This window comes from Parcubacteria group bacterium, from assembly GCA_041660065.1.
In the GTDB taxonomy this organism is placed as follows: Bacteria; Patescibacteriota; Minisyncoccia; order Moranbacterales.
Window position 1 is genome coordinate 1 of the sequence record JBAZXC010000011.1, and the last position, 19,952, is coordinate 19,952.

The 19,952-nt window shown below is 40.5% G+C and carries 16 protein-coding genes; 13 read left to right on the top strand and 3 right to left on the bottom strand.

Translation table 11 applies throughout. The features are described 5' to 3' along the window. On the bottom strand, positions 1 to 659 hold a 659-nt coding region (locus tag WC819_06665), incomplete at its 3' end, for a hypothetical protein (GenBank protein ID MFA5986997.1). 77 nt (positions 660 to 736) lie between these two features. On the opposite strand from WC819_06665, the gene WC819_06670 reads away from it, so the two are divergent. The 3 genes from WC819_06670 to WC819_06680 all read left to right on the top strand — a co-directional run bounded on the left by WC819_06670 (position 737) and on the right by WC819_06680 (position 4,332). Continuing rightward, positions 737 to 2,878, top strand: coding sequence for a UvrD-helicase domain-containing protein (locus tag WC819_06670; protein MFA5986998.1), 2,142 nt, complete (start codon positions 737 to 739; stop codon positions 2,876 to 2,878). A gap of 60 nt (positions 2,879 to 2,938) precedes the next feature. Beyond that, positions 2,939 to 3,355 carry a bacteriohemerythrin gene (locus WC819_06675; protein MFA5986999.1) on the top strand — a complete coding sequence of 139 codons (417 nt, stop codon included), beginning with the start codon at positions 2,939 to 2,941 and terminating at the stop codon, positions 3,353 to 3,355. A gap of 455 nt (positions 3,356 to 3,810) precedes the next feature. Next, positions 3,811 to 4,332, top strand: a complete 522-nt coding sequence (locus WC819_06680; GenBank protein ID MFA5987000.1) for a hypothetical protein — start codon at positions 3,811 to 3,813, stop codon at positions 4,330 to 4,332. 5 nt (positions 4,333 to 4,337) lie between these two features. Here WC819_06680 and xerA read toward each other — a convergent pair whose 3' ends face one another. Then, complete coding sequence (gene xerA / locus WC819_06685; protein ID MFA5987001.1) at positions 4,338 to 5,276, bottom strand: site-specific tyrosine recombinase/integron integrase; 939 nt, start codon at positions 5,274 to 5,276, stop codon at positions 4,338 to 4,340. A 321-nt stretch (positions 5,277 to 5,597) separates the two neighbouring features. Between xerA and WC819_06690 the strand changes: the two genes are divergently transcribed. Beyond that, the gene (locus WC819_06690) at positions 5,598 to 6,713 is read left to right on the top strand and encodes a LysM peptidoglycan-binding domain-containing protein (protein ID MFA5987002.1); all 1,116 of its coding nucleotides are present in this window, start codon (positions 5,598 to 5,600) and stop codon (positions 6,711 to 6,713) included. Positions 6,714 to 6,847: 134 nt separating this feature from the next. Here WC819_06690 and WC819_06695 read toward each other — a convergent pair whose 3' ends face one another. Then, positions 6,848 to 8,017 carry a hypothetical protein gene (locus tag WC819_06695; protein MFA5987003.1) on the bottom strand — a complete coding sequence of 390 codons (1,170 nt, stop codon included), beginning with the start codon at positions 8,015 to 8,017 and terminating at the stop codon, positions 6,848 to 6,850. Positions 8,018 to 9,566: 1,549 nt separating this feature from the next. On the opposite strand from WC819_06695, the gene WC819_06700 reads away from it, so the two are divergent. The 9 genes from WC819_06700 to WC819_06740 form a co-directional block, all read left to right on the top strand. Beyond that, positions 9,567 to 10,016, top strand: a complete 450-nt coding sequence (locus tag WC819_06700; protein MFA5987004.1) for a hypothetical protein — start codon at positions 9,567 to 9,569, stop codon at positions 10,014 to 10,016. Positions 10,017 to 10,320: 304 nt separating this feature from the next. Beyond that, positions 10,321 to 12,168 (top strand): hypothetical protein, encoded by a 1,848-nt coding sequence (locus tag WC819_06705; GenBank protein ID MFA5987005.1) that lies wholly within the window; start codon positions 10,321 to 10,323, stop codon positions 12,166 to 12,168. Positions 12,169 to 12,181: 13 nt separating this feature from the next. Continuing rightward, positions 12,182 to 13,420, top strand: coding sequence for a hypothetical protein (locus tag WC819_06710; GenBank protein ID MFA5987006.1), 1,239 nt, complete (start codon positions 12,182 to 12,184; stop codon positions 13,418 to 13,420). A 167-nt stretch (positions 13,421 to 13,587) separates the two neighbouring features. Next, positions 13,588 to 14,040: a PrgI family protein gene (locus WC819_06715; GenBank protein ID MFA5987007.1), complete on the top strand. Its 453-nt coding sequence runs from the start codon at positions 13,588 to 13,590 to the stop codon at positions 14,038 to 14,040. A 10-nt stretch (positions 14,041 to 14,050) separates the two neighbouring features. After that, positions 14,051 to 14,740, top strand: a complete 690-nt coding sequence (locus WC819_06720; GenBank protein MFA5987008.1) for a hypothetical protein — start codon at positions 14,051 to 14,053, stop codon at positions 14,738 to 14,740. A gap of 25 nt (positions 14,741 to 14,765) precedes the next feature. Continuing rightward, a complete protein-coding gene (locus WC819_06725; protein ID MFA5987009.1) occupies positions 14,766 to 16,589 on the top strand; it encodes an ATP-binding protein in 1,824 nt (607 codons plus the stop codon). Positions 16,590 to 16,693: 104 nt separating this feature from the next. Beyond that, complete coding sequence (locus tag WC819_06730) at positions 16,694 to 17,422, top strand: hypothetical protein (GenBank protein ID MFA5987010.1); 729 nt, start codon at positions 16,694 to 16,696, stop codon at positions 17,420 to 17,422. A gap of 58 nt (positions 17,423 to 17,480) precedes the next feature. Next, the gene (locus WC819_06735; GenBank protein ID MFA5987011.1) at positions 17,481 to 18,131 is read left to right on the top strand and encodes a hypothetical protein; all 651 of its coding nucleotides are present in this window, start codon (positions 17,481 to 17,483) and stop codon (positions 18,129 to 18,131) included. Next, positions 18,128 to 19,952, top strand: a 1,825-nt coding sequence (locus WC819_06740) for a hypothetical protein (protein MFA5987012.1), incomplete at its 3' end; no start/stop codon positions are given. The genes WC819_06735 and WC819_06740, both read left to right, overlap by 4 nt.

The window sequence follows — 19,952 nt, forward strand, 5'->3', positions numbered from 1 at the left end:
AAAATGTTTGTCGGAGAAGCGATAAATCCGGCAACTGATGCACTTGTTATTGCAAAATGCGCATCGGCAAACATGATCGTAAGAAGCGAGGGTAATGCGCTAAAAAAGAAAAATATGATGTATGTGGACAACATCATAAGAATAACACGCAAAATCTTTCGTGTATTGATATACGTGAGCGCGCTCATTGCAATAATGATTATCGCAATGATAATCCGTGTCCCATATGTGATCCCATCCTGGGGACGGTTACCAAAAAATGTTACAAAACTGTGTCCTAGACCATTGATACCGTCAAAAAGATAATAGCTATGCAAACTGATGCCATTCAAAAATCCTATTGATATTATATAGTCAATGATTGGCGGAAAGATCACTAGTATAAATCCATAAAGGAAAAACGTGTATGCTCGCACAAGAGACATCTGCGCAATATACACCAGAAGAAAAATGCAACAAACAGAAATGATGTAAAAAAAGAGTGCTGTGTGAAAAAAGCCAAAAAAATAAAAATCTGCGTCATGTGGCACAAAAGATATCGTCCACAATTCGATGCCTACACGCACGCACATAATCATAAAAAAAGTAGCAATGCCATGATAAAGAGAGGATTTTTCCGCACCACTATGTATGTGTTGTACCATATTTCGTATTGTCATATTTCCATATCATATCACAAAAAAAATTTTTGCCCATATCTCCTACACCAGCACTTCTTGTGTTACAATACACAGATATGAAAAAATTATTGGAAGGGCTTAATCAACCGCAGGTCGAGGCTGTTACCGCTTTTCAGGGGCCTTTTTTGGTCATTGCGGGAGCAGGATCGGGCAAAACCACAGCACTGACACGCCGCATCGCCTATTTGATCTGTGAACGTGGCGTGGCGCCATCGCGCATCCTTGCTGTGACATTTACCAATAAAGCCGCTGCAGAGATGCGTACACGCGTGGCGGAGCACCTTGATCTGCGATATGCGCGACCCCTCATCGGAACATTTCATAGCGTCTGCGTCAAAATTTTGCGAGAAGACATCCATTTTCTGGGCTATGATGCATCCTTTTCGATTTTGGATCAGCAGGATCAACATGTTTTGATCAAAAAAATCCTCAAAGAGCTGGAATTACCCAAACAACAATTTGCACCGCGTGCTGTGGCAGAAAGCATCTCTCGTGCAAAAAATGATCTCCTGTCGCCGGATGCATTCGCAACACAGGTGGACGGTTTTTTTCAAGAAAATATTGCCCGTGTCTATGATCGTTATCAAAGAACATTACGAGAAAACCATAGCCTCGATTTTGATGATCTGATCCGACTGACGATCGCACTTTTTACCGCATATCCTGATGTATTAAAAAAATATCAAGAACGATTTCACTTTGTGTTGGTGGATGAATACCAGGACACAAACTACGCACAATACACCCTTATCAAAATGCTCACAAAAATACATCAGAATATCTTTGTGGTAGGTGATGATTGGCAATCGATCTATAAGTGGCGCGGTGCAGATGTAAGTAACATCCTCAATTTTGAACATGACTTTAAGAAAGCAACCGTGATCAAACTGGAGCAAAATTATCGCTCAACACAAAACATTCTTGATGCGGCGTATTATGTGATCAAAAACAATGTCGGACGCAGCGACAAAAATATTTGGACACAGTCCGGATCAGGAAAAAAATTGATCGTCTATGAAGCGCATGATGAACGAGAGGAAGCAATGTACATTGTGTCGCGCATTGCCACACTCAAAGAAGAAGGTTACACGGAAAATGATTTTGTCGTACTATATCGCACCAATGCACAATCACGCATAATTGAAGAGTTTTTTCTCAAAAATGGCATAAACTATCGCATTGTCGGGGGGATTAAATTTTACGAGCGCAAAGAAGTAAAAGATATCATCGCATATATCAGACTGATCGTAAATCATGCTGACATATTGTCACTTGAACGTGCCGTTGGCTGTCCCAAGCGCGGTATTGGTAATAAAACGTTTATGCAATGGCTGGATAGTGCACGCATGAAACAATTGGATCCGATCACGTTTGGATGCAGTCCGCATATGTCTACTTCTGCTATTGCCAAGAGCAAACAAGGTGTGATCAAAGATTTTTGTCAATTGATCGAAAACATGACAGCGTACGCAAAAACACATGATTTGGACGATGTTGTTACCTCTGTATATGAAAAAAGCGGCTATAAAAATACGCTGTTGGATGGAACGATGGAAGGTGAGGTACGCCATGAAAATGTGCAGGAACTTTTATCTGTTGCGACAAAGTATGATGGCATCGCATCAGCGTTGCAACTTTTTGTAGAAGAAATCTCCCTCGCGAGTGATACGGACAAAATTGACCGGGATACAAATATGGTGCACTTGATGACATTGCACAGTGCCAAGGGTTTGGAGTTTCCCGTGGTTTTTATCACAGGATTGGAAGAAGGTCTGATCCCACACAGTCGCTCAATGGTTAGCGAAGAGGAAATGGAGGAGGAACGACGCCTAATCTATGTTGGGATCACACGCGCAAAAAAACATGTGTATTTTTTGTGCACGCGACAACGATTGCTTTTTGGATCATTGCAAGCAAATATCCCATCACGATTTTTGGACGATATTCCGGAAAAATTACTTCACAAGGAACAAACGACCACTGAACGTTCTCTTTACATTCCATTGGAAGAAAAACCGCAAAGTGTTTTATATAAACCGGAAAAAGATGCGGGATTTGTCGATGGCGATAAGGTGCGTCACAAAACATTTGGAGAGGGCATTGTTGTCGGACAAACCGATGTCATCATTCATATCGTATTTAAAGAACATGGCTTGAAAAAGCTCGCCAAAAGCATCGCACCCCTTGAGCGCATATGACATGCTCACTAATACAAAAAGTTATGTTATACTGGAAAAATAAGTTTTAAATTATTTTTTATGGAGATTCGATTTCTGTGGACAGAAGATATGACGGTGCATAATGATATATTGGATATGCAACACAAACAACTTTTTGGCAAGATCAATGAGTTGTTGGAGGCCATCGTCAATGAAACAACTGAAAATGTCGTGGATGATATGGTACAATTTTTCAAGGATTATATGGACCAACATTTTCATTATGAAGAACGTTATCTGACAGAGAATGGGTATCCCGATGTTCTGGCACACAAACAAAAACACGCTGTTTTTGTAGATAAATATTACGAACTTAAAAAAAAGCTGGGGGATGGCGTTGATACCAATACACTCGTTTTGGAGATTGAAAACTTCATGGGATCCTGGTTGACACAACACATTCTCGTAGAGGACCATCTCTATGCACGCTACTTTCAGGAAAAAAATATACAATAGTGACAGTGAATACAAAATCGTCCTTAAAAAATACTGCTTAACCGTGCAGTATTTTTTGTTTGCAAAAAACACGACTTTGTGTGTATGATATTGATAAGAAGCCCATTATAGAGTTCTTTTACACATCACCGGGAGGCAAAAGAAGAATTATGAGAGATTTTTATGGAGCTTTACTTGCACTCTGTACATGTCTGTTTTTGGTTGTCTGTTTTTGTTTTGTCATTTTGGGATATATTCTTTTAATTGTCCGTGTTGGTATATTACTTCTTTCTTCTTACATTATGCCAAAAAAGTTGGGGCAACGCTAAAGGCGGAGTTGTGTTAATCACATTTCCGCCTTTTCTTTTTTTATGATCGATGTTGCAACACATATTATTTCATGATATCCTCTCACATATACTGACTTGTTCTTTGTGATTTTGATCAAAAACCTATCAAAAAGGGAGGTGTGCACTATGTTATTTCAAAAAAACATGCGTCAAACAGTCTCCGCAGGACGCGATCTTATTTTTCTTTTATTGAAAGTATCCCTTGTTTTTTGTGCCGTACTCATTGTGATGTGTATTCTTTTTGTTGGAGCTTTGGCATATTTGCCGTACGAAATTTCGAGAGATCGTCACATTTTTATGACAGATTTGGCGTATTGGATCATGGTTGTTTTGCACCAAGCAAAAAGGCGACATGGCGATCTGGCAGAGGGTTGGATGACCCTTTCGGAAATTGTGGCAGTTTTACAAGCAGAGATCCCCTCAAAAAATCTTGCCGCGGATTGTGCAGTGGTTCTAAGCGGTCTGGTGCGAGAAAATTTTGTAGAATCATCAGTTGTGCCACGATCTTTTATTGAGAATATCGATGACATTGCCCCGGGATCAACGTTTGTAAACGCTTATCGCACAACGACCGACGTCATCCGTTTCCGCAATATAAAAACAGAGGCGACATCCTTCGCCAAAATAGCAACCGCAGTGGGAACATAATGTTCTCACTGCTTTTTCTTTTTCCCATGAAACCGGTCGTGGATGCCTTTGAGGTTTTGATTTGTCACATGCGTATAGATCTGTGTTGTGGTGATATTGGCGTGACCAAGCATCGCCTGCACGCTACGAATATCCGCGCCATTTTGGAGGAGGTCTGTGGCAAATGTGTGGCGCAATGTATGTGGATGCACATCTTTGACAATACCTGCTTTGAGCGCATACTTTTTGACGATGCGCTGAGCACTGCGTGGCGTCAACCGCAATCCCTCCGCATCCGCTTCTTTGTGCGTGCCTGTGCGGACACGGACAAAAAGTGCGGGGTCGATATCACGTCTTTTTGATAGATAATTTTGCAGAGTTTTTTTTGCCGTATCTGAAATGAACACCACACGCAATTTGTTGCCCTTGCCACGCACGCTAAATTCTTGCCGTTCCAGATTGACGTCTTCTCTATCCAAAGAAGTCAATTCTGACACACGCAACCCGGCAGAAAAAAGTAATTCCAAAAGCGCGCGATCTCGCTGCGATGCAAGATCCGGTCCATTTGCCGCATGAAGCAACCGATCAACCTCTTCCGGCTCAAGAAATTCCACTTGTCTATCGGGATTCTTTCCCACTTCAATTTTTTCCGGCGCAAGAGTCTGAATATCCTGTTTTGCGAGATATTTGAGAAAATTGCGCAGAGCGATCACATGATAATTTAGTGTGGATATTTGGAATGTTTTACCACTCTCCGTTTCAAATCGATGGAGATAAATGCGGTATTTACGCACCATTTCCAATGTGATCTTTTCCGGGACGGTAATACCATACACATCATCAATAAACTCAATGAATCGCTGTAAGTAGTGATTGTAATTTTCAATGGTTTTTTGGCTGCGATTTAATTCCACCTCTAAATATTCCATATAGTCCAAAAGGAGGTCATAAAGATCTTTTTTCATAAAATTGAAACTAAAAATGCCTTGTCTTGCGTATTATAACATGAAATTTCTCCGGCATATTTTGAGTGGTGTTATAATAAAAAATGAAAAGAAAAAAGGGTGTTTTGCTTTGACAAAATGCTAAAAATCCGTATACTGTAATAAGCTTAAAAAGTAAGACTTCCATCGATGATGTGTGTGTGAAAAGCACAAATCTTACATGGCAAGTTATATACGAAGGAACAACTACGTATCAAACGCTTAAAAATAATATTTCAACAAACGGTTGATATATTACGTAAAATTCAACAATATTTTTATCTCATTGAACGTTCTATTGTGATGGCTTTTCGCAAGCGATCCTATTTTGGTATTGGAAAATTCATCAGACAAAATGGCAGCTTGACAATGTTGGCAATGATTGCAACTCTTATCGTCATGGGGAACATCTCGGCAAAAAAAAGCCACGATGACTCTTTTTTATTGGGACATTGGAGTGATAAGAAGGTTCACCGCACAGTTGTATACAAAGACGATGATAGCATCGTTTTGGACGGCAGTATCGTGAGTGATGTGCAAACAAGCGTTTCCTCATCAGAAGAAAAGGAAGCTGTTAGCAAGCAAACACAATTAAGCATTCTTTCAAATGTCGATGAGGAACTCTTGAGTGACGCCGCAATCATGCCCCCAAGACGCGAAGGTGCGAGCGATCCTGAAAATGAAGGTGACGTCATCCTCTACACCGTACAAATTGGTGACACACTGAGCACAATTGCCCAAAAACATGGCGTTACCACGGCAACCTTGTTTTGGGCGAATGAAATTGAAGATGTTGATGATATTAAGCCGGGTGACACAATCTTCATTTTGCCGGAATCCGGTGTAAAACATAAGATCGCTTCCGGAGATACGATAGAAAAAATTGCAGATAAATATAAGGTGGAGAGAAGGGAAATTATCACATACAACAATTTACCGGCAAATGGTGAACTAAACGTCGGTGAAGAAATTTTTATACCCGGCGCACAAAAGGAAATCCCAAAACCTGAGCCGGAACCACTTTTTGCGCCGCGTGATTATGTGGCAACAGGCAATGGTAGCACAAATCTCGGCAGCGCTATCGTGAAAAACTCTGCAAAATCACGGCGAGCAGGAAACAGCTTTCCCTATGGATATTGCACATATTACGTCGCAAACAAACGCGCTGTATCATGGCGTGGCAATGCCGGTGCATGGCTCTATAATGCACGTGCCGCCGGATACTCAACGGGTAAAAAACCGCAAGTTGGCGCAATCGTCGTAACAACAGAAGATGCCCGCTACGGTCACGTGGCTTATGTCGAATCCGTTGGTAGCGGTACGATCACCATTTCTGAGATGAATTATAAGGGGTGGGGTGTCGTCAACACACGCACGCTCAGCCAAAATGCACGCGTGATCCGTGGATATATTTATTAGAGATTATCCGTTACTTTTACGTTTATACGCTCTGTATAATATAATTCAAATCCCCCCAACCCCTTTACAAAGGGGGTATCTGCTCTTTCCATTAGATTTGTGATGGGGTTTTTTATGCTGTGTTTTCAAGAAGGTTATTTTAAGATCTTGTTGATGGCATCCATGTCCGGACAACCGTATTTCATACTAGGTGAATAAAAACTTTTTCGTGGTCCATAACAGCCACCATTGTCTTTTGGTAGGGGTGTGATGATCGGCATGAGGAAACCGACGCCTTGTGATGTGAACTTTTTATGGAGGTTTTTGAGTGTTTGCTGGCGCAGTTCCGTGCTCATGCGTGCAAATGTACTCATATCATCACCGATGATACCGCTCCAATCCATATGTACAAACACATTTTTTGCTTTGGACTTGAACGGCTCATTCCATAAAAGTGCCCAACACCACCCTTCACCGGTATCATTATTATACCAACGGGAATAACACGCCTGATCCTCCACGGTGCCATCCACATGCAAGCCGACGCCTCCTTCAATAATATCAAAGAGTTGTAAATATTCCTCATCTTCAATGTCATTGGTTTGTGCTCCAATAATAATATGCATATTTTTACTTTTTGCATATGCGCGCATATCCGCAAGAATCGCCGGTGCATACGGCTTATCCATATCCTCTTCTTGATGATAAATTTGTCCAAAGAGAAACACTTGCACGCCCATATCCATCGCCTCATGCGTAATCTGACGAACATATGCGCGATATTCCTCCTCGCCAAATGACGGTTTACACGTGTGTTCCCCCCAGAAGTTTTTGGATCCATCCTTACACATCTTACTAAAATCAAACCGTCGCATTTCATTATAATAGACGTAATTTTCATCCTTATTGATCGCCTCTGCAATAAACATGCCGTATTGTACATCCTCGCGTCCAATCTCATCCATGATTTCCTGTGCCTGATGAAAGTCCGGCGCACTTAACCATGTTTCGATCGCACGGGAGAAAAAGTAACAATCACTCTCTTGTGCAACCTTAACATCTTTACTCGTGCGATTATATCCACTCAACAAGCCATCCGCCACACAACCTTGTGTCTTCATACGGTCAATATTTGGCACCGGCCACACCTTTGGCGGCTCTACAACAACAGGATCGCCAACGTGGATGCGAGGCGGGATCGCAAATGTCGGCACTTGCTCATTTTTTGCGATAAAATGTGGCACAAAAAAGCTCAGTACACCAATGGTGCAGAGAATGCTACAAAAAATATAAAATTGTTTCTTATATTTTTTAAAATGTTTCATATCTCTATCATAGCGTGATTATACAGAAAATCAAAGGTTTTAATTGCCTTGGGACTTACGCGTTTACTGTCATTCCCGTGAAAACGAGCATGCATTTAATAAAATTATGTCTATTTCATTAGATTCCCGTTTTCACGGGAATGACAATTAAAAAATGTTTTATGACAAGCGCGTAAGTCCTAATTTTATGTGAGATTGACGTGGTATATAATCATTACACAGAAAATCATAGATTTTTGATTACTTTTATAAAAATGTGTCTTAAGTTGATCTAAGATTACCTGCCTGCCGGTAGGTAGGCTTCGTCGTGCCTCCTCGCAACGACGCTTTCACGTCACTCTCAATACCTTTATATATACGCATATTTTCCCTAAAATATTTTTAACACCCTATGTGCATAAGTGTGTGTATTTGTTCTTTTTGTTTATATCTTGTGCATAATCTGTGTTATGCCTGTTTATAAATACGTATTATTGTTGTATATCCTTGTGATTATTTTACCCCTCATGTGGATAATTTATCCTTATACATGATTTTTTACTTTTATACACACACCCTATCACATACGCACAGTTTTATGCACATGCCAATATCTTCTTATAACAACACGTCTTTTTATACCTTATCCACTTATACATACACTAATAGTAATAATTAATTATATATATTATATATATTTATAATATAAGAGATACCAGTACATTATTTTCACATATACCTAAGCTAACATCTTTTTAAATTCAGAATGTATATTTCGTTATCATTTTAAAGAAGGATTTTTTTGATGTGGTATAGATCAATTGATAAAAAATAATTTAATAAATTCCCGCCCTGCCTACCGGTCGCACGACGCCAAAGGCTATGGACGACGGAGCGTAGGTAGGCTACGCGGGAATGATAATTGGTAAATATTTTATATTGAATATATTTCTTTTGATGTAAGATGAATTAGGAGAATGGATTATTAGTTTCGTCTTTGAGCTCATCCGTCCACCAGAGGGCGGACGCGCGCAATGACGCATATTTATTAAATAAAGATCTTGTTAAAGGGATAGTTTAATAAAATCCCCCTAACCCCCTTTACAAAAGGGGGAGAGAAAATGAAATATTTACTTTTATATATAGGTATTACACATGAGGGGTTGCTGTATAAAAAGGATTTTTCGAAAGGAGATAGCCCCTTTTTATAAGGAAAAAGTCAAAAGAAGTGGAAAAAAACCTACTAAATGATAGTCCCCCTTTTATAAAGGGGGTTGGGGGATTTGAGATGATACACCAAAAAGCCATTTTTACTGATAAAATAAGGATAATTTACCAAAAACTTGACAAAAGTATAATATTATGATATAATGGAAAAACAGGGTAAGAAAGTCTTGACAAAAGCGATAAAACATACTATATTTGAAGCGGAAAATGTTTTTTCATAGAAAATTTCTTAAGAGAGTAAAAAGAAGATTTCTATGAGAAAAGGTTCTCAAAACCAAATCGTCCCTTAAAAACCGGGAATCACAACAATAAAACCATCGATTAATGATGGAGGAGGAACACCATGAAACGTTTTTCTTTGATCGCCATCATGATGATGGTATTGGGATTTTGCTTCACTTCTACAGCTTCTGCTACTTTGTCTAATGATGTTATTGAGAAGAAATTGATACAATATGTAACCAATTTATTTGAAAGAAATAATGTGAAAAACATTATTGAAAAAAAAATAAATAGGGAGAATAACTGTTTTGCTCATACGCAAAAACAGGGTACGCATTATGTTGCAGCGGAGGTGATTGTTTCTTTATCTGATGCAAGATTTATTGTGGCTGTTTATCTTGAGATGGAAGAAGGAATGATTGTTAAAATAGTGGATTCAAAACACCACGTGTATTTAGATAAGAAACAAAATGAAAAAAAATATAATGACTTTCAGGAGGAATCCGCAAGATTTCTCACAAAGGCATATAATTTTGGAAAAGCGAATGGGGTAATTGCTGTGGTTTGGTGATTGACTAATAAAACACTCATAAATATTTTTTATGGGTGTTTTCTTTTTAAAATGGTGTGTGATATAATATTAAAGCTAAGTTAAAAGTAATATGCAAATAATAATAAATACAAAAAAACTTATTATAAAAATAGGAGTTGTTTTATTTTTTATATTAATTATAATTAATACTTTTTCTTTTGATTTTAAAAATAAAACATATTTTGAATGTAGTGCACGTTGTAATAGTTATGATGATAATGGTGTTGGCTCTGATTGTACGGATGATAACGCAAGTGATAATTATGACAAAATAACAAATATCATGAACGAAGATCAGGGTAGTATGACTGATGAAAAAAAAACAGCTGATAAAAAAGTAAAAGCACAAGAAAATGTTGATGATAAAACATGGCTTAATATACCATCGTTGTTATATGCGATTATTCGATTTTTTGCATTTTTAATTTCACTTGCAGTAAGTCTAATTGCATGGACATTTACAAAGGAGTTCATGGACATTTTTAATAATACAGGGATATATACAGGCTGGCAGACAGTGCGGGATGTGTTGAATATGTTTTTTATTTTTTTCCTCATTTATTCCGCTTTTTGTACGATCTTTCAAATCTCGCGGTATCATATCCGGAGTACGTGGGTGATGATCGTGGTGATGGCGCTTTTGGTGAATTTCTCATGGCCGATCTCACGCATCCTCATTGATATGTCAAATATGACAATGTCATGGATGCTGGGTTCTGATGGAGGAAATAAAATCAAATCAGATGGTTTGATGTCACAACTTGGGGAAAAATCAGAATTTGCCAAAATAATAATTGGGAAAAAAAAAGGTGAGAAGGTTGTGCTTACAGGTTCTTCTACGGAATATCAGCAATTATTTTTAGGAATTGTTACGGCATTTCTCTTTCTTGTTACTGTGGGGGCAATTGCCTTTCTTTTTGTTATCCGGATCATTGCATTGGCGGTACTCCTTGTCTTTGCGTCGGCGGGATTTGCATTGGCAGCCTTTCCTTCCACGGCATCACAAGCAAATAAATGGTGGAGTGCGTTTACAAAATATCTCTTTGCAGGACCGCTTCTTTTATTTGTTCTTCTATTATCAGTGAGTATTTTGAGCGGAATGGCAACAGATTTTGGAAAAAGTGCGGAAGGAGCGGTAAAAGGTAATGTAGCAAACACCTCAACAGGGGTGATGTTTTTGCAATATATTGTCACATTGGTCATTTTGTGGACAGGCTTACTCACTGCAGGAGCAATGGGAGATGGTGCGTCGAGTATAGTGCTGTCTGGTGCGGGGAAAGTGAAGGGCTGGGCGCAAAATAAAGTGAAGCAAGGTGCGTGGGGCTCGACGAAATTTGTAGGTCGTCGTGCGGATATTGTTGGTGGACATTTGTCAAAAAACCTTGGAGATCATGTAGAGAAATGGAGTGGAGGAAAAACACGATTGGGATTAAGTGGTCGTGCGCCAAGTTCATATGTGCGTAACATCGGAGAGCGGTGGAAAAATATGGGAGAGGCAGATAAGAAGAAATATGCTGGGTATGTAGAAGAGAGTAAGGCAGCAGGACTTGAAAAAGGTGGTCCTGGTGGAGATAAGGGTGCAAGAACAGCTTATGCAAATAAAAAAGTTGCTGAGTTGAAGAAAAAATACAAGGATGAAAACGTTGATGTTACTTCTGCAATGAGAGATTTTTCTACAGCAACAGGTCATGAACAAAGAGCTCTTGCAGAATACCTTGCAGAACATAAGGAATTTGGAAAAGGTGATGATTCTCAATATCAAACTCTTCAACAAATGTTATCTCGGCAGACAACTGCTCAAAACAGATTGGCTGATAATATCAGGACTGCGCTAGAGAAAAAATTAAGCAGTGAAGGAAAGGGTCATGTTGTATTGAGTAGTCGTATGGCAAGTGGTCAGTATGTGGATCAGGACGCGGCATATAATCATATGTTTGCAAAAATGAGTGGTCAAGACATTGGTAAGCAAGAAACACTGGTTACACAAATGCGACAAGGTCAAAATTTTCGTATTAGGCAACTTTTACAGCAACGCATTAACGGTAATCAACGGTTAGCAAACCAAATACGTGATAATGCTAGTGGGCAGTTTGTAGCTGATGCAAGTGCTCCAGGTGGTATTTTGACGTAATTTTTTGTAAAATATGGAAGAATATAGGAATAAAAAAAAATATTATCCCATTCTTGTTTCGACTAAATTGGGGGTGCTTGATTTACCGGAAGATGTTGTTAAAATACAAAACAAATTTCTAACGCTTCCCAAAAAAACACATGACTTGTTAGTATCTGATGAAATCGTAGATTTTATCTATGCGGTGGAGCAGCGGTATCGACTTTCTGATGCGCAGACGGAGGAATTTTCTCGTATGGTACGACAATATTTCTTTCGTGAAATTACGGACGGAGGTTTTGCGCAGAAGACGTCAGGACTGTGCCGTACATCGCCGGATGATGCACTGGCATTGCTTCGTGCGATCAACGCCATTGTGCCAAAACAAGAACAGGAGGAGCAGGCGCAACAAGTGCGTACCGCGCAGATGTCTCTTGCAGATGCATTGGTCAAGTATCCGCGGATCAAGGATCAAAATATTACCTCGCGTGCGATTGTCAGCAAGCCGTTTTTGCAACCGTTGCAACCGACAATAAAAAATTGGATCATGGTCTATGAAAAAATTCTCGGTGTAAGCCGTCATGATGCGATAGAGAGAGGGGAGTTTGTCTTTCGTGCGGAAGCAACGCGTGCATTGAGTGGTGATGAGCGTAATTTATTGGCGGAAATTCTGCGTTCACGTGATGAAAACACACCGATCACAGTGGATGTGGATACGCAAAAGATCATTGCGACCGCACAGGAAAAAAGTGCACCAGTGCAACAGCGTGTCATGCAACAAAGACCGCGAAACGTTTTTGTCCCGCAAAAAACTGTGCAAGCGCCACCACGACCGATGATACAAAGACAAGAAAATAAAAATATACAAGCACCACATCGACCGTTTAATGAAAAAGTAGAAGGCAAACAAATCGTTGGCAAAGTGGCTGATCCGCGAAAAAATCCTGTATTTGAATCATTACAACAAGAAATCATCAAAAACCGCATTGAAATGCAGGGTGGTATTACAGAGCAGGTACAAAACAGTGCACAGCAGGGTGCTACACAGGGGAATGCACAACGCACAATAGGATCTCCGGTTGTGCCACCGACCAATTTGCCAACGGCAACAACTCAAGAAAAAACGCCGGTTTCCGGTACGATACAATTCAGCTCAAACCACATCATGCCAGCAGAAAAATCCAATAAAAATACATTGCAAGCAACAAAAAATTACTTCAACATGGCACCGATCGGCGGAACACATACGCTGACACAAAAAGGAAAAGAATAAAAATCGTATTTTTTAAGAGCGGATATTTTTTCCGCTTTTTTATATTCTAATAGAAAATGGATTACAATGATGATATTTTTTGTTTCGAGTAAATAGGGTAATGTGATACTGCACATAAATATTTTTTGTGGTATAATGAGAGCGTTAAAAAAAATAGAAAAAAATCTATGCAGATCGTGCCACAATATATCGATGTTGAAGATAAAATTGCCGGGCCATTGACGTGGAAACATATTGGATGGTTTTTTGGTGGCGGAGTTTTGGCTTTTGTGGCGTGGACAGTCCTGGATCGTATGACATTTATCGTTGTCGCTGTACTACTTGTGATCGCTACGGCTTTAATGGCTTTTTATCGTCCGAATGGCGTATCGATGGTGGAATTTTTGGGCTATGGTCTGCGATTTCTCTTTCAACCGAAAGTGTATACATGGCAAAGAGAGGCGGAAAACGTCAAGGCAAAAAAAGCAAAACCTGTGACGATCGCATCAGTGCAAAAAGAAAAAAAATTGACGACAGATGACATCGCCGCAATTGCACAAACATTGGATTCGCATGGCGTGGAACGCAGTGAACGCATCAAGCAATTGATAAAAGAGCGAGCAGGTAAAAATAAAGAATAAATCAAAAAATATGGGATTATTTGGCGCAAAAAATACAGAAGAAAAAGTTGGTACGAGCACACTGCAATATGTGGACATCAAAACGATTCGTGATGGTGTTGTGATCCTGAGAAATGGCACGATGCGCGCAGTTCTTCTTGTGTCATCGGTGAATTTTGATCTCAAATCATCAGATGAACAAACAGCGATCATTGGGGCGTATCAAAACTTTTTGAATTCTTTGGATTTCCCCGTGCAGATCGTTGTCAGTTCGCGCAAATTGAATATTCATCCGTATACGGAAATGCTCAAAGAAAGAGCACGCGAACAGCGTAATGAATTACTCAAGATCCAAATAATCGAGTATCGAGAATTTATCAAAAATCTGACAGAAGTGACCAATATCATGAGCAAATTTTTCTATCTGGTTGTTCCTTTTGCGCCGGTAGAGGATGAGAGTGAGGGGATGTTGGGGCGCATCTCCAAAGTGGCGCATCCCGCACAAGATATTACAGAACATGAAGAATTGTTTGAAACGTATAAAAATCAATTGTGGCAACGTGTGGATCATGTGGCGGCGGCACTTGGTGGTACAGGATTGCATTTTGTCGCACTTACAACAGATGAGCTGATCGAACTTTATTACGGCATGTACAACCCGTCGGAATATGCACAGACAGGTATAAAGGACGTCCGTCAATCAGAAGTTGAACAATTATAGTAATTTGTATAGCAGGTAAAGAAATATGTTTTTTAATAGAAACATCGGACAAAAAAAACAAAATGCCGGAGATGAGGTGATCGAGAACGATCAATTTTATCAAAAAGGCGTAGCGACTGTTCGCGGACTTATTGCACCAAGCGCTTTGCAGGTGCAAGCGGATCATTTACAGATTGGTGGTGTGCTTTCTACAACGATCTTTGTCGTGGCATATCCGCGTTTTCTCAACGATAATTGGTTTTCGCCGATCATCAATATCGACTTCCCGATGGATATTTCCATGTTTATCCACCCTGCGGATACGCGCGATGTGCTTCAAAATCTCAAAAAGAGTGCGGCGCATGTACATTCACAGATCAATATTGAAGCGGAAAGTGGCAAGGTAAGCGATCCGATGTTGGAAACAGCTGTGGAAAATATTGAGAGCTTGCGCATCAGTTTACAACAGGGCACGGAACGATTTTTCCGCTTTGGTCTCTATGCGACAATCTATGCGGATGACAAAAACACTTTACAGCGAAGGAAAAGTGAAATCGAAGCGATCTTGGAAGCACAATTGATCTATGTCAAACCGGCAATTCTTCGTATGGAACAAGGTCTTGCGTCGACTATTCCTTTGGGCAATGATCGTCTCAATGCCGGCAATAATCTCAATACTGCACCACTTTCCACAACATTTCCTTTCGTGTCTGCCGACCTCTCATCCAATGAAGGGATTTTGTATGGGATCAATCGACATAATAACAGTCTGATCCTTTTTGATCGGTTCAATATGGAAAACGCAAATATGGTGGTGTTTGCAAAGTCTGGTGGTGGAAAAAGTTATTTTGTGAAGCTGGAATTGTTGCGATCACTTATGCTTGGTATACATGTGATCGTGATCGATCCTGAAAGTGAATACAAGCATCTCTGCCAAACTGTTGGGGGGACATTTGTTCGCATCTCTCTCGGGTCAAATGCACACATCAATCCGTTTGAGTTGCCGAGAATCCCCAAGGATGAGCGACCGGTTGATGTTTTCCGTAATACGATCGCGAGCTTGATTGGTCTTTTACATATCATGCTCGGTAGCGTGACACCGGAAGAGGACACGGTTCTCGAGCGTGCGATTCGTGAGGCATACGCAGTGCGCGATATCGTGGAAAATAGTCGTTTCGGAAATATTCCACATTCGGGATATCCGACGATGACGGATCTCTATGAAGTATTGCGCTCTATGGATGGTGGAGACTCACTGGCAAAACGGTTGTCCAAATATACGGAAGGGATTTTTTCTGGTTTTCTCAATAATGCGACAAATATTGAGATTAATAATCAAATGGTGGTGTTTAACATTCGCGATTTGGAGGAAGAGTTGCGACCGATCGCGATGTATATGGTGCTTCAGTTTATCTGGAATGAGATGCGCTCCAATATGACACGGCGTGTTGTCGCCGTGGATGAGGCGTGGGTGATGATGCAAAATGATGATGCAGCAGCATTTATGTTTGGCATTGCAAAGCGGTGTCGAAAATATTATACAGGACTCACAACGATCACGCAGGATGTGACGGACTTCATGACAAGTCGTTATGGAAAACCGATCGTAACCAACTCCTCACTGCAACTCCTCTTGCGACAATCACCGGCATCGGTGGATGTGATTGCGGAAACGTTCTTTTTGACCGATCATGAGAGATTTCTTCTTTTGGAGAGTAATGTGGGAGAGGGTATTCTCTTTGCCGGGCCGAAACATGCGGCGATCAAGGTGATTGCGTCATATAGTGAAGATCAAATCATCACATCCGACCCGCGACAATTGGAGGAGATCGAGCGCGCAAAAGAAGAAATGGAACATGAGGGAGACTAGCAAGATCAAGGATAGCAAAAAAATCGTCGAGATAACTCGACGATTTTTTGTGTATAAAATGAGTGAGGCGTGGTATAATGGAAAAAATATTCAGAAAATAAAAAATGGCTATTGCACAAACATATAATCAGAGAATAAGTGCTCCTGATGTCGCCAGACAAGCGGAATATCGGCGCAATTTGACTATGCGGCGCGTAGCACAGCAAAGAGATCAACAAGAACAAAGAGATGCATACACGCAGAAAATGGGAGAAGATCTGCGACAATCACAGCGTCCGGCGTCACAAAGTGACGCACAAAAAAAACAAGAGGTAAGAGACTTTCAACAAAAGATCAAAGAAGTGACAAACGACAGAGAAATATATACCATGTCGGATGATCTGTTGCGCATCGCCGAGTCTGAGGGGTCAATGTCAAAAATGGCTGTAAATGTTGCAAAAATGGCGGTGCATGCACGCGAGGCATTGCATGATTACACGAGCAAGTGGTGGGGTTTGGCGTTTTTTCTTGCACTGATCAAAGATGGACTGATTGATCCAAGCACGATCATTCCACCGTTGGGTATGGTGCTCAAGCCGATGGTCGGATGGCCAATGACACTCTTTTTTTTCATCTTTTTGTGGGGTGGAGGTTATATCAGAAAGCGTCTTGGGCAAAGATTTTATAGATATGCAATTTTGTTTTTAATCATGAGTTTTTTCCCTTTCGTGAACATTTTTATGCCGGAAACGGTTATTGCAGTTTTTGTGCGATGGCGCATCAGTAAAAAAGAGGCGGATAAGGCAAAGGGAGTAGTAAAAAATATCAAAGAAATTCAAGAATACGACGAGTAGATATAATGATCGATATAGTATTGTGGTATAATAAAAAAATAAATATCCTTAAAAAAATATGACACAAGAAACGAAACAAACATTGATCAGCGCGCTCTTTGCCATCGGTTGCCTGCTTTTATATTTTTTTTATCCGGTCGGTGATTCCAGATTTGAGATTTTTGTGGCTACGTTGATCTTTTTGTGCGGTTTACCACTTCTCTACAACAAGATCGTATTGCATCGGACAGTGCGAGATATGGGTTTGGAGTCGTTTTTAATGGAAAAGAAAGATATTCTTTTGTTGGCGAGTGCGGTTGTTTTGGGTGGCTTGATCAGTTTTTTCCTCGTGGCGATGAATTTCGGCATTCAACGGTATATTGGCAGCTTGTCGTTGACGATCGTGAAGAATTTTGGCGCATTTGCGATCTATGAACTCGTTTTTTCTTTGTTGGCGATGCTTCTTTTCTCGTTTTTTGCATGGGGATTTGTGCGATCGATTGCGTGGCACAAGGAGATTTACGCATATTTCTTTTCGCTCTGTGTTTTTGGGGTGTTGCTTATGGATTTTTATAGCGGATTTTTTATTATTGTTCCCTTGATCATACCGGCACTCTTTCTACTAAAAATGGATAAAAAAATCAATTTTCTCTATATTTTTATTGCGTGTTACAGTATTGGATTAATCCTTGATACGATCATCGTCAAATCATTCGCAAGCATTTTATGAAAAAGAAAAAAATTCTTTCTCTCACGATATTAATACAAATTACTCTTTTGCTGATTGAGCCTTTTGTGGCACAAGCAAGCATTTTTGGTTCTGCAAATGTATCGAGTCAGGCGCGAAGTGGTATCAATGACTTTTTGGAACAAAATCTCAATATTAACGTAGAAGAGTCACTTAAACCGATAACAGAAAGCATAAACGCCATGGATCGCAAGGGCACAATTCCAGAAGTATCGATTCGGTTTTCTACAACAAATCCGCAACCTGGGGAGATAATTACTGCATCAGCGGATGTAAAAGGGCTATCTAATACAAATGATGCATATTATATGTGGTATCTCTCAGGTCCAAGTCGCACAGGAGATGAGGCGACGGCTCAGGCTTTTGGTCTTGCCCCCGGTGGCATAGGCGATCCTCCAATGCAAAACATTTTTGCTATACAGGCACAGGCGGCGCTGTATTTTGATCCTCTGACACTAGATCAAAAAATGAATGGTGGCAACGAGGATGGTAAGTATATTGATGAGTATATGCGCATTACGACTGATGATAATGATGGATACAAAGCACCGCTTGGTGGAGCAAATGCTGAAAACGATGGGGGAAATGATTATTGTTATATTTATGATCCGGAATCCGGTATGCAATATGAGTTGATGCTTGATGATGGCGAGGACATGGAGACAGGAGATGGATGTGATGCATATGATACGGATACAACAGATTACGTAGCGCGGTGCATGATCAGTGACAGTGCAAACATGTGTCCAACGATCATTCCGCATCTCGATGGTATAATTTCCATGACAGTGGATGATGGTGATATATCATCCGATATTTCCATGTCTGGTGGTGATGGTGCGCGTATGCGCGGACTTGCGCGTTGTCTTGATTATGGCGTCGACCCGATGTGTTCAGATGGCAAACTGTCATGTCCATCAGCGGATGGGGCGACGATAACGGATTATGATGTTGGTGCTCTTACAGCTGTGATACCTACGCCACATTGCATTCCAAAAGATCGTGCCACAGGACAATTATGGAAAGATCCAAATCTTAGCGGTTGTCCTGCACCAAAATCTGTATGGTGTTTTGATGGAGAGGGTTGGCCGGCAGATCCCACAGGGTACGAGGACCTTTGTGGCACTGTTTATGGCGAGGAGCGAGGAAATTATTATGGAAACAGTTGTCACGATTGGTATTTGAAGGGGGATTTTTTTGAGCCGGGAGAATGTAAAGGAGGAGAATTGGATCACAATGAAGATAATACATGTCCAGCATTGAAAAGTCACGCAGAAGGAGGAATTCGACCATTTCCGGAGGGTGCCGGTGATGGAGATTTTCCATTGGGTGAGGAATTGGTATATCATTTAAATCCATTTTCAGATCGCACAACACCTCTTGCAGAAAACGATGAGGCATTGACCATGGGAGTGGGCCAAGTTGATTTTACGTGGAGATACCAAGAAGGAGATAAAATCGGTGTAATCGTTGAGGGTATCGGGCTTGGGGCAACAAAACATGAGGATGCATCATACCAAACGGTTTATGCAATGTTGCAACCCGGATGTAAGGATGTAATTGAGCCAATTGGTTCGTATAACGAAACAATAAAAAACAAATCTATCAATATTAAAACTGCATCAGTTAATCTCGGTAAGTGTATTGAAGGAGTAGAAAGTGGTGTACCGTTATATGTCAAACCCGGCACCTCCGAATACGACTCTCTCACTGTCTCCCTCTCCACAGGCGCATCACAAAGCGGTGCAGCCATCCCCAGTGGCCTCGGACAACCGGTACACGTCACAGCAAGCGCAAATGAGA

What these genes read in the sequence shown, in the direction of transcription:
- WC819_06715 (MFA5987007.1), top strand. Translation starts at nt 13,588, where the DNA reads ATGCAGATCGTGCCACAATATATCGATGTTGAAGATAAAATTGCCGGG.
- WC819_06675 (MFA5986999.1), top strand. Translation starts at nt 2,939, where the DNA reads ATGGAGATTCGATTTCTGTGGACAGAAGATATGACGGTGCATAATGAT.
- WC819_06670 (MFA5986998.1), top strand. Translation starts at nt 737, where the DNA reads ATGAAAAAATTATTGGAAGGGCTTAATCAACCGCAGGTCGAGGCTGTT.
- WC819_06705 (MFA5987005.1), top strand. Translation starts at nt 10,321, where the DNA reads ATGAACGAAGATCAGGGTAGTATGACTGATGAAAAAAAAACAGCTGAT.
- WC819_06720 (MFA5987008.1), top strand. Translation starts at nt 14,051, where the DNA reads ATGGGATTATTTGGCGCAAAAAATACAGAAGAAAAAGTTGGTACGAGC.
- WC819_06695 (MFA5987003.1), bottom strand. Translation starts at nt 8,017, where the DNA reads ATGAAACATTTTAAAAAATATAAGAAACAATTTTATATTTTTTGTAGC.
- WC819_06710 (MFA5987006.1), top strand. Translation starts at nt 12,182, where the DNA reads ATGGAAGAATATAGGAATAAAAAAAAATATTATCCCATTCTTGTTTCG.
- xerA (MFA5987001.1), bottom strand. Translation starts at nt 5,276, where the DNA reads ATGAAAAAAGATCTTTATGACCTCCTTTTGGACTATATGGAATATTTA.
- WC819_06725 (MFA5987009.1), top strand. Translation starts at nt 14,766, where the DNA reads ATGTTTTTTAATAGAAACATCGGACAAAAAAAACAAAATGCCGGAGAT.
- WC819_06680 (MFA5987000.1), top strand. Translation starts at nt 3,811, where the DNA reads ATGTTATTTCAAAAAAACATGCGTCAAACAGTCTCCGCAGGACGCGAT.
- WC819_06735 (MFA5987011.1), top strand. Translation starts at nt 17,481, where the DNA reads ATGACACAAGAAACGAAACAAACATTGATCAGCGCGCTCTTTGCCATC.
- WC819_06730 (MFA5987010.1), top strand. Translation starts at nt 16,694, where the DNA reads ATGGCTATTGCACAAACATATAATCAGAGAATAAGTGCTCCTGATGTC.
- WC819_06700 (MFA5987004.1), top strand. Translation starts at nt 9,567, where the DNA reads ATGAAACGTTTTTCTTTGATCGCCATCATGATGATGGTATTGGGATTT.
- WC819_06690 (MFA5987002.1), top strand. Translation starts at nt 5,598, where the DNA reads ATGGCTTTTCGCAAGCGATCCTATTTTGGTATTGGAAAATTCATCAGA.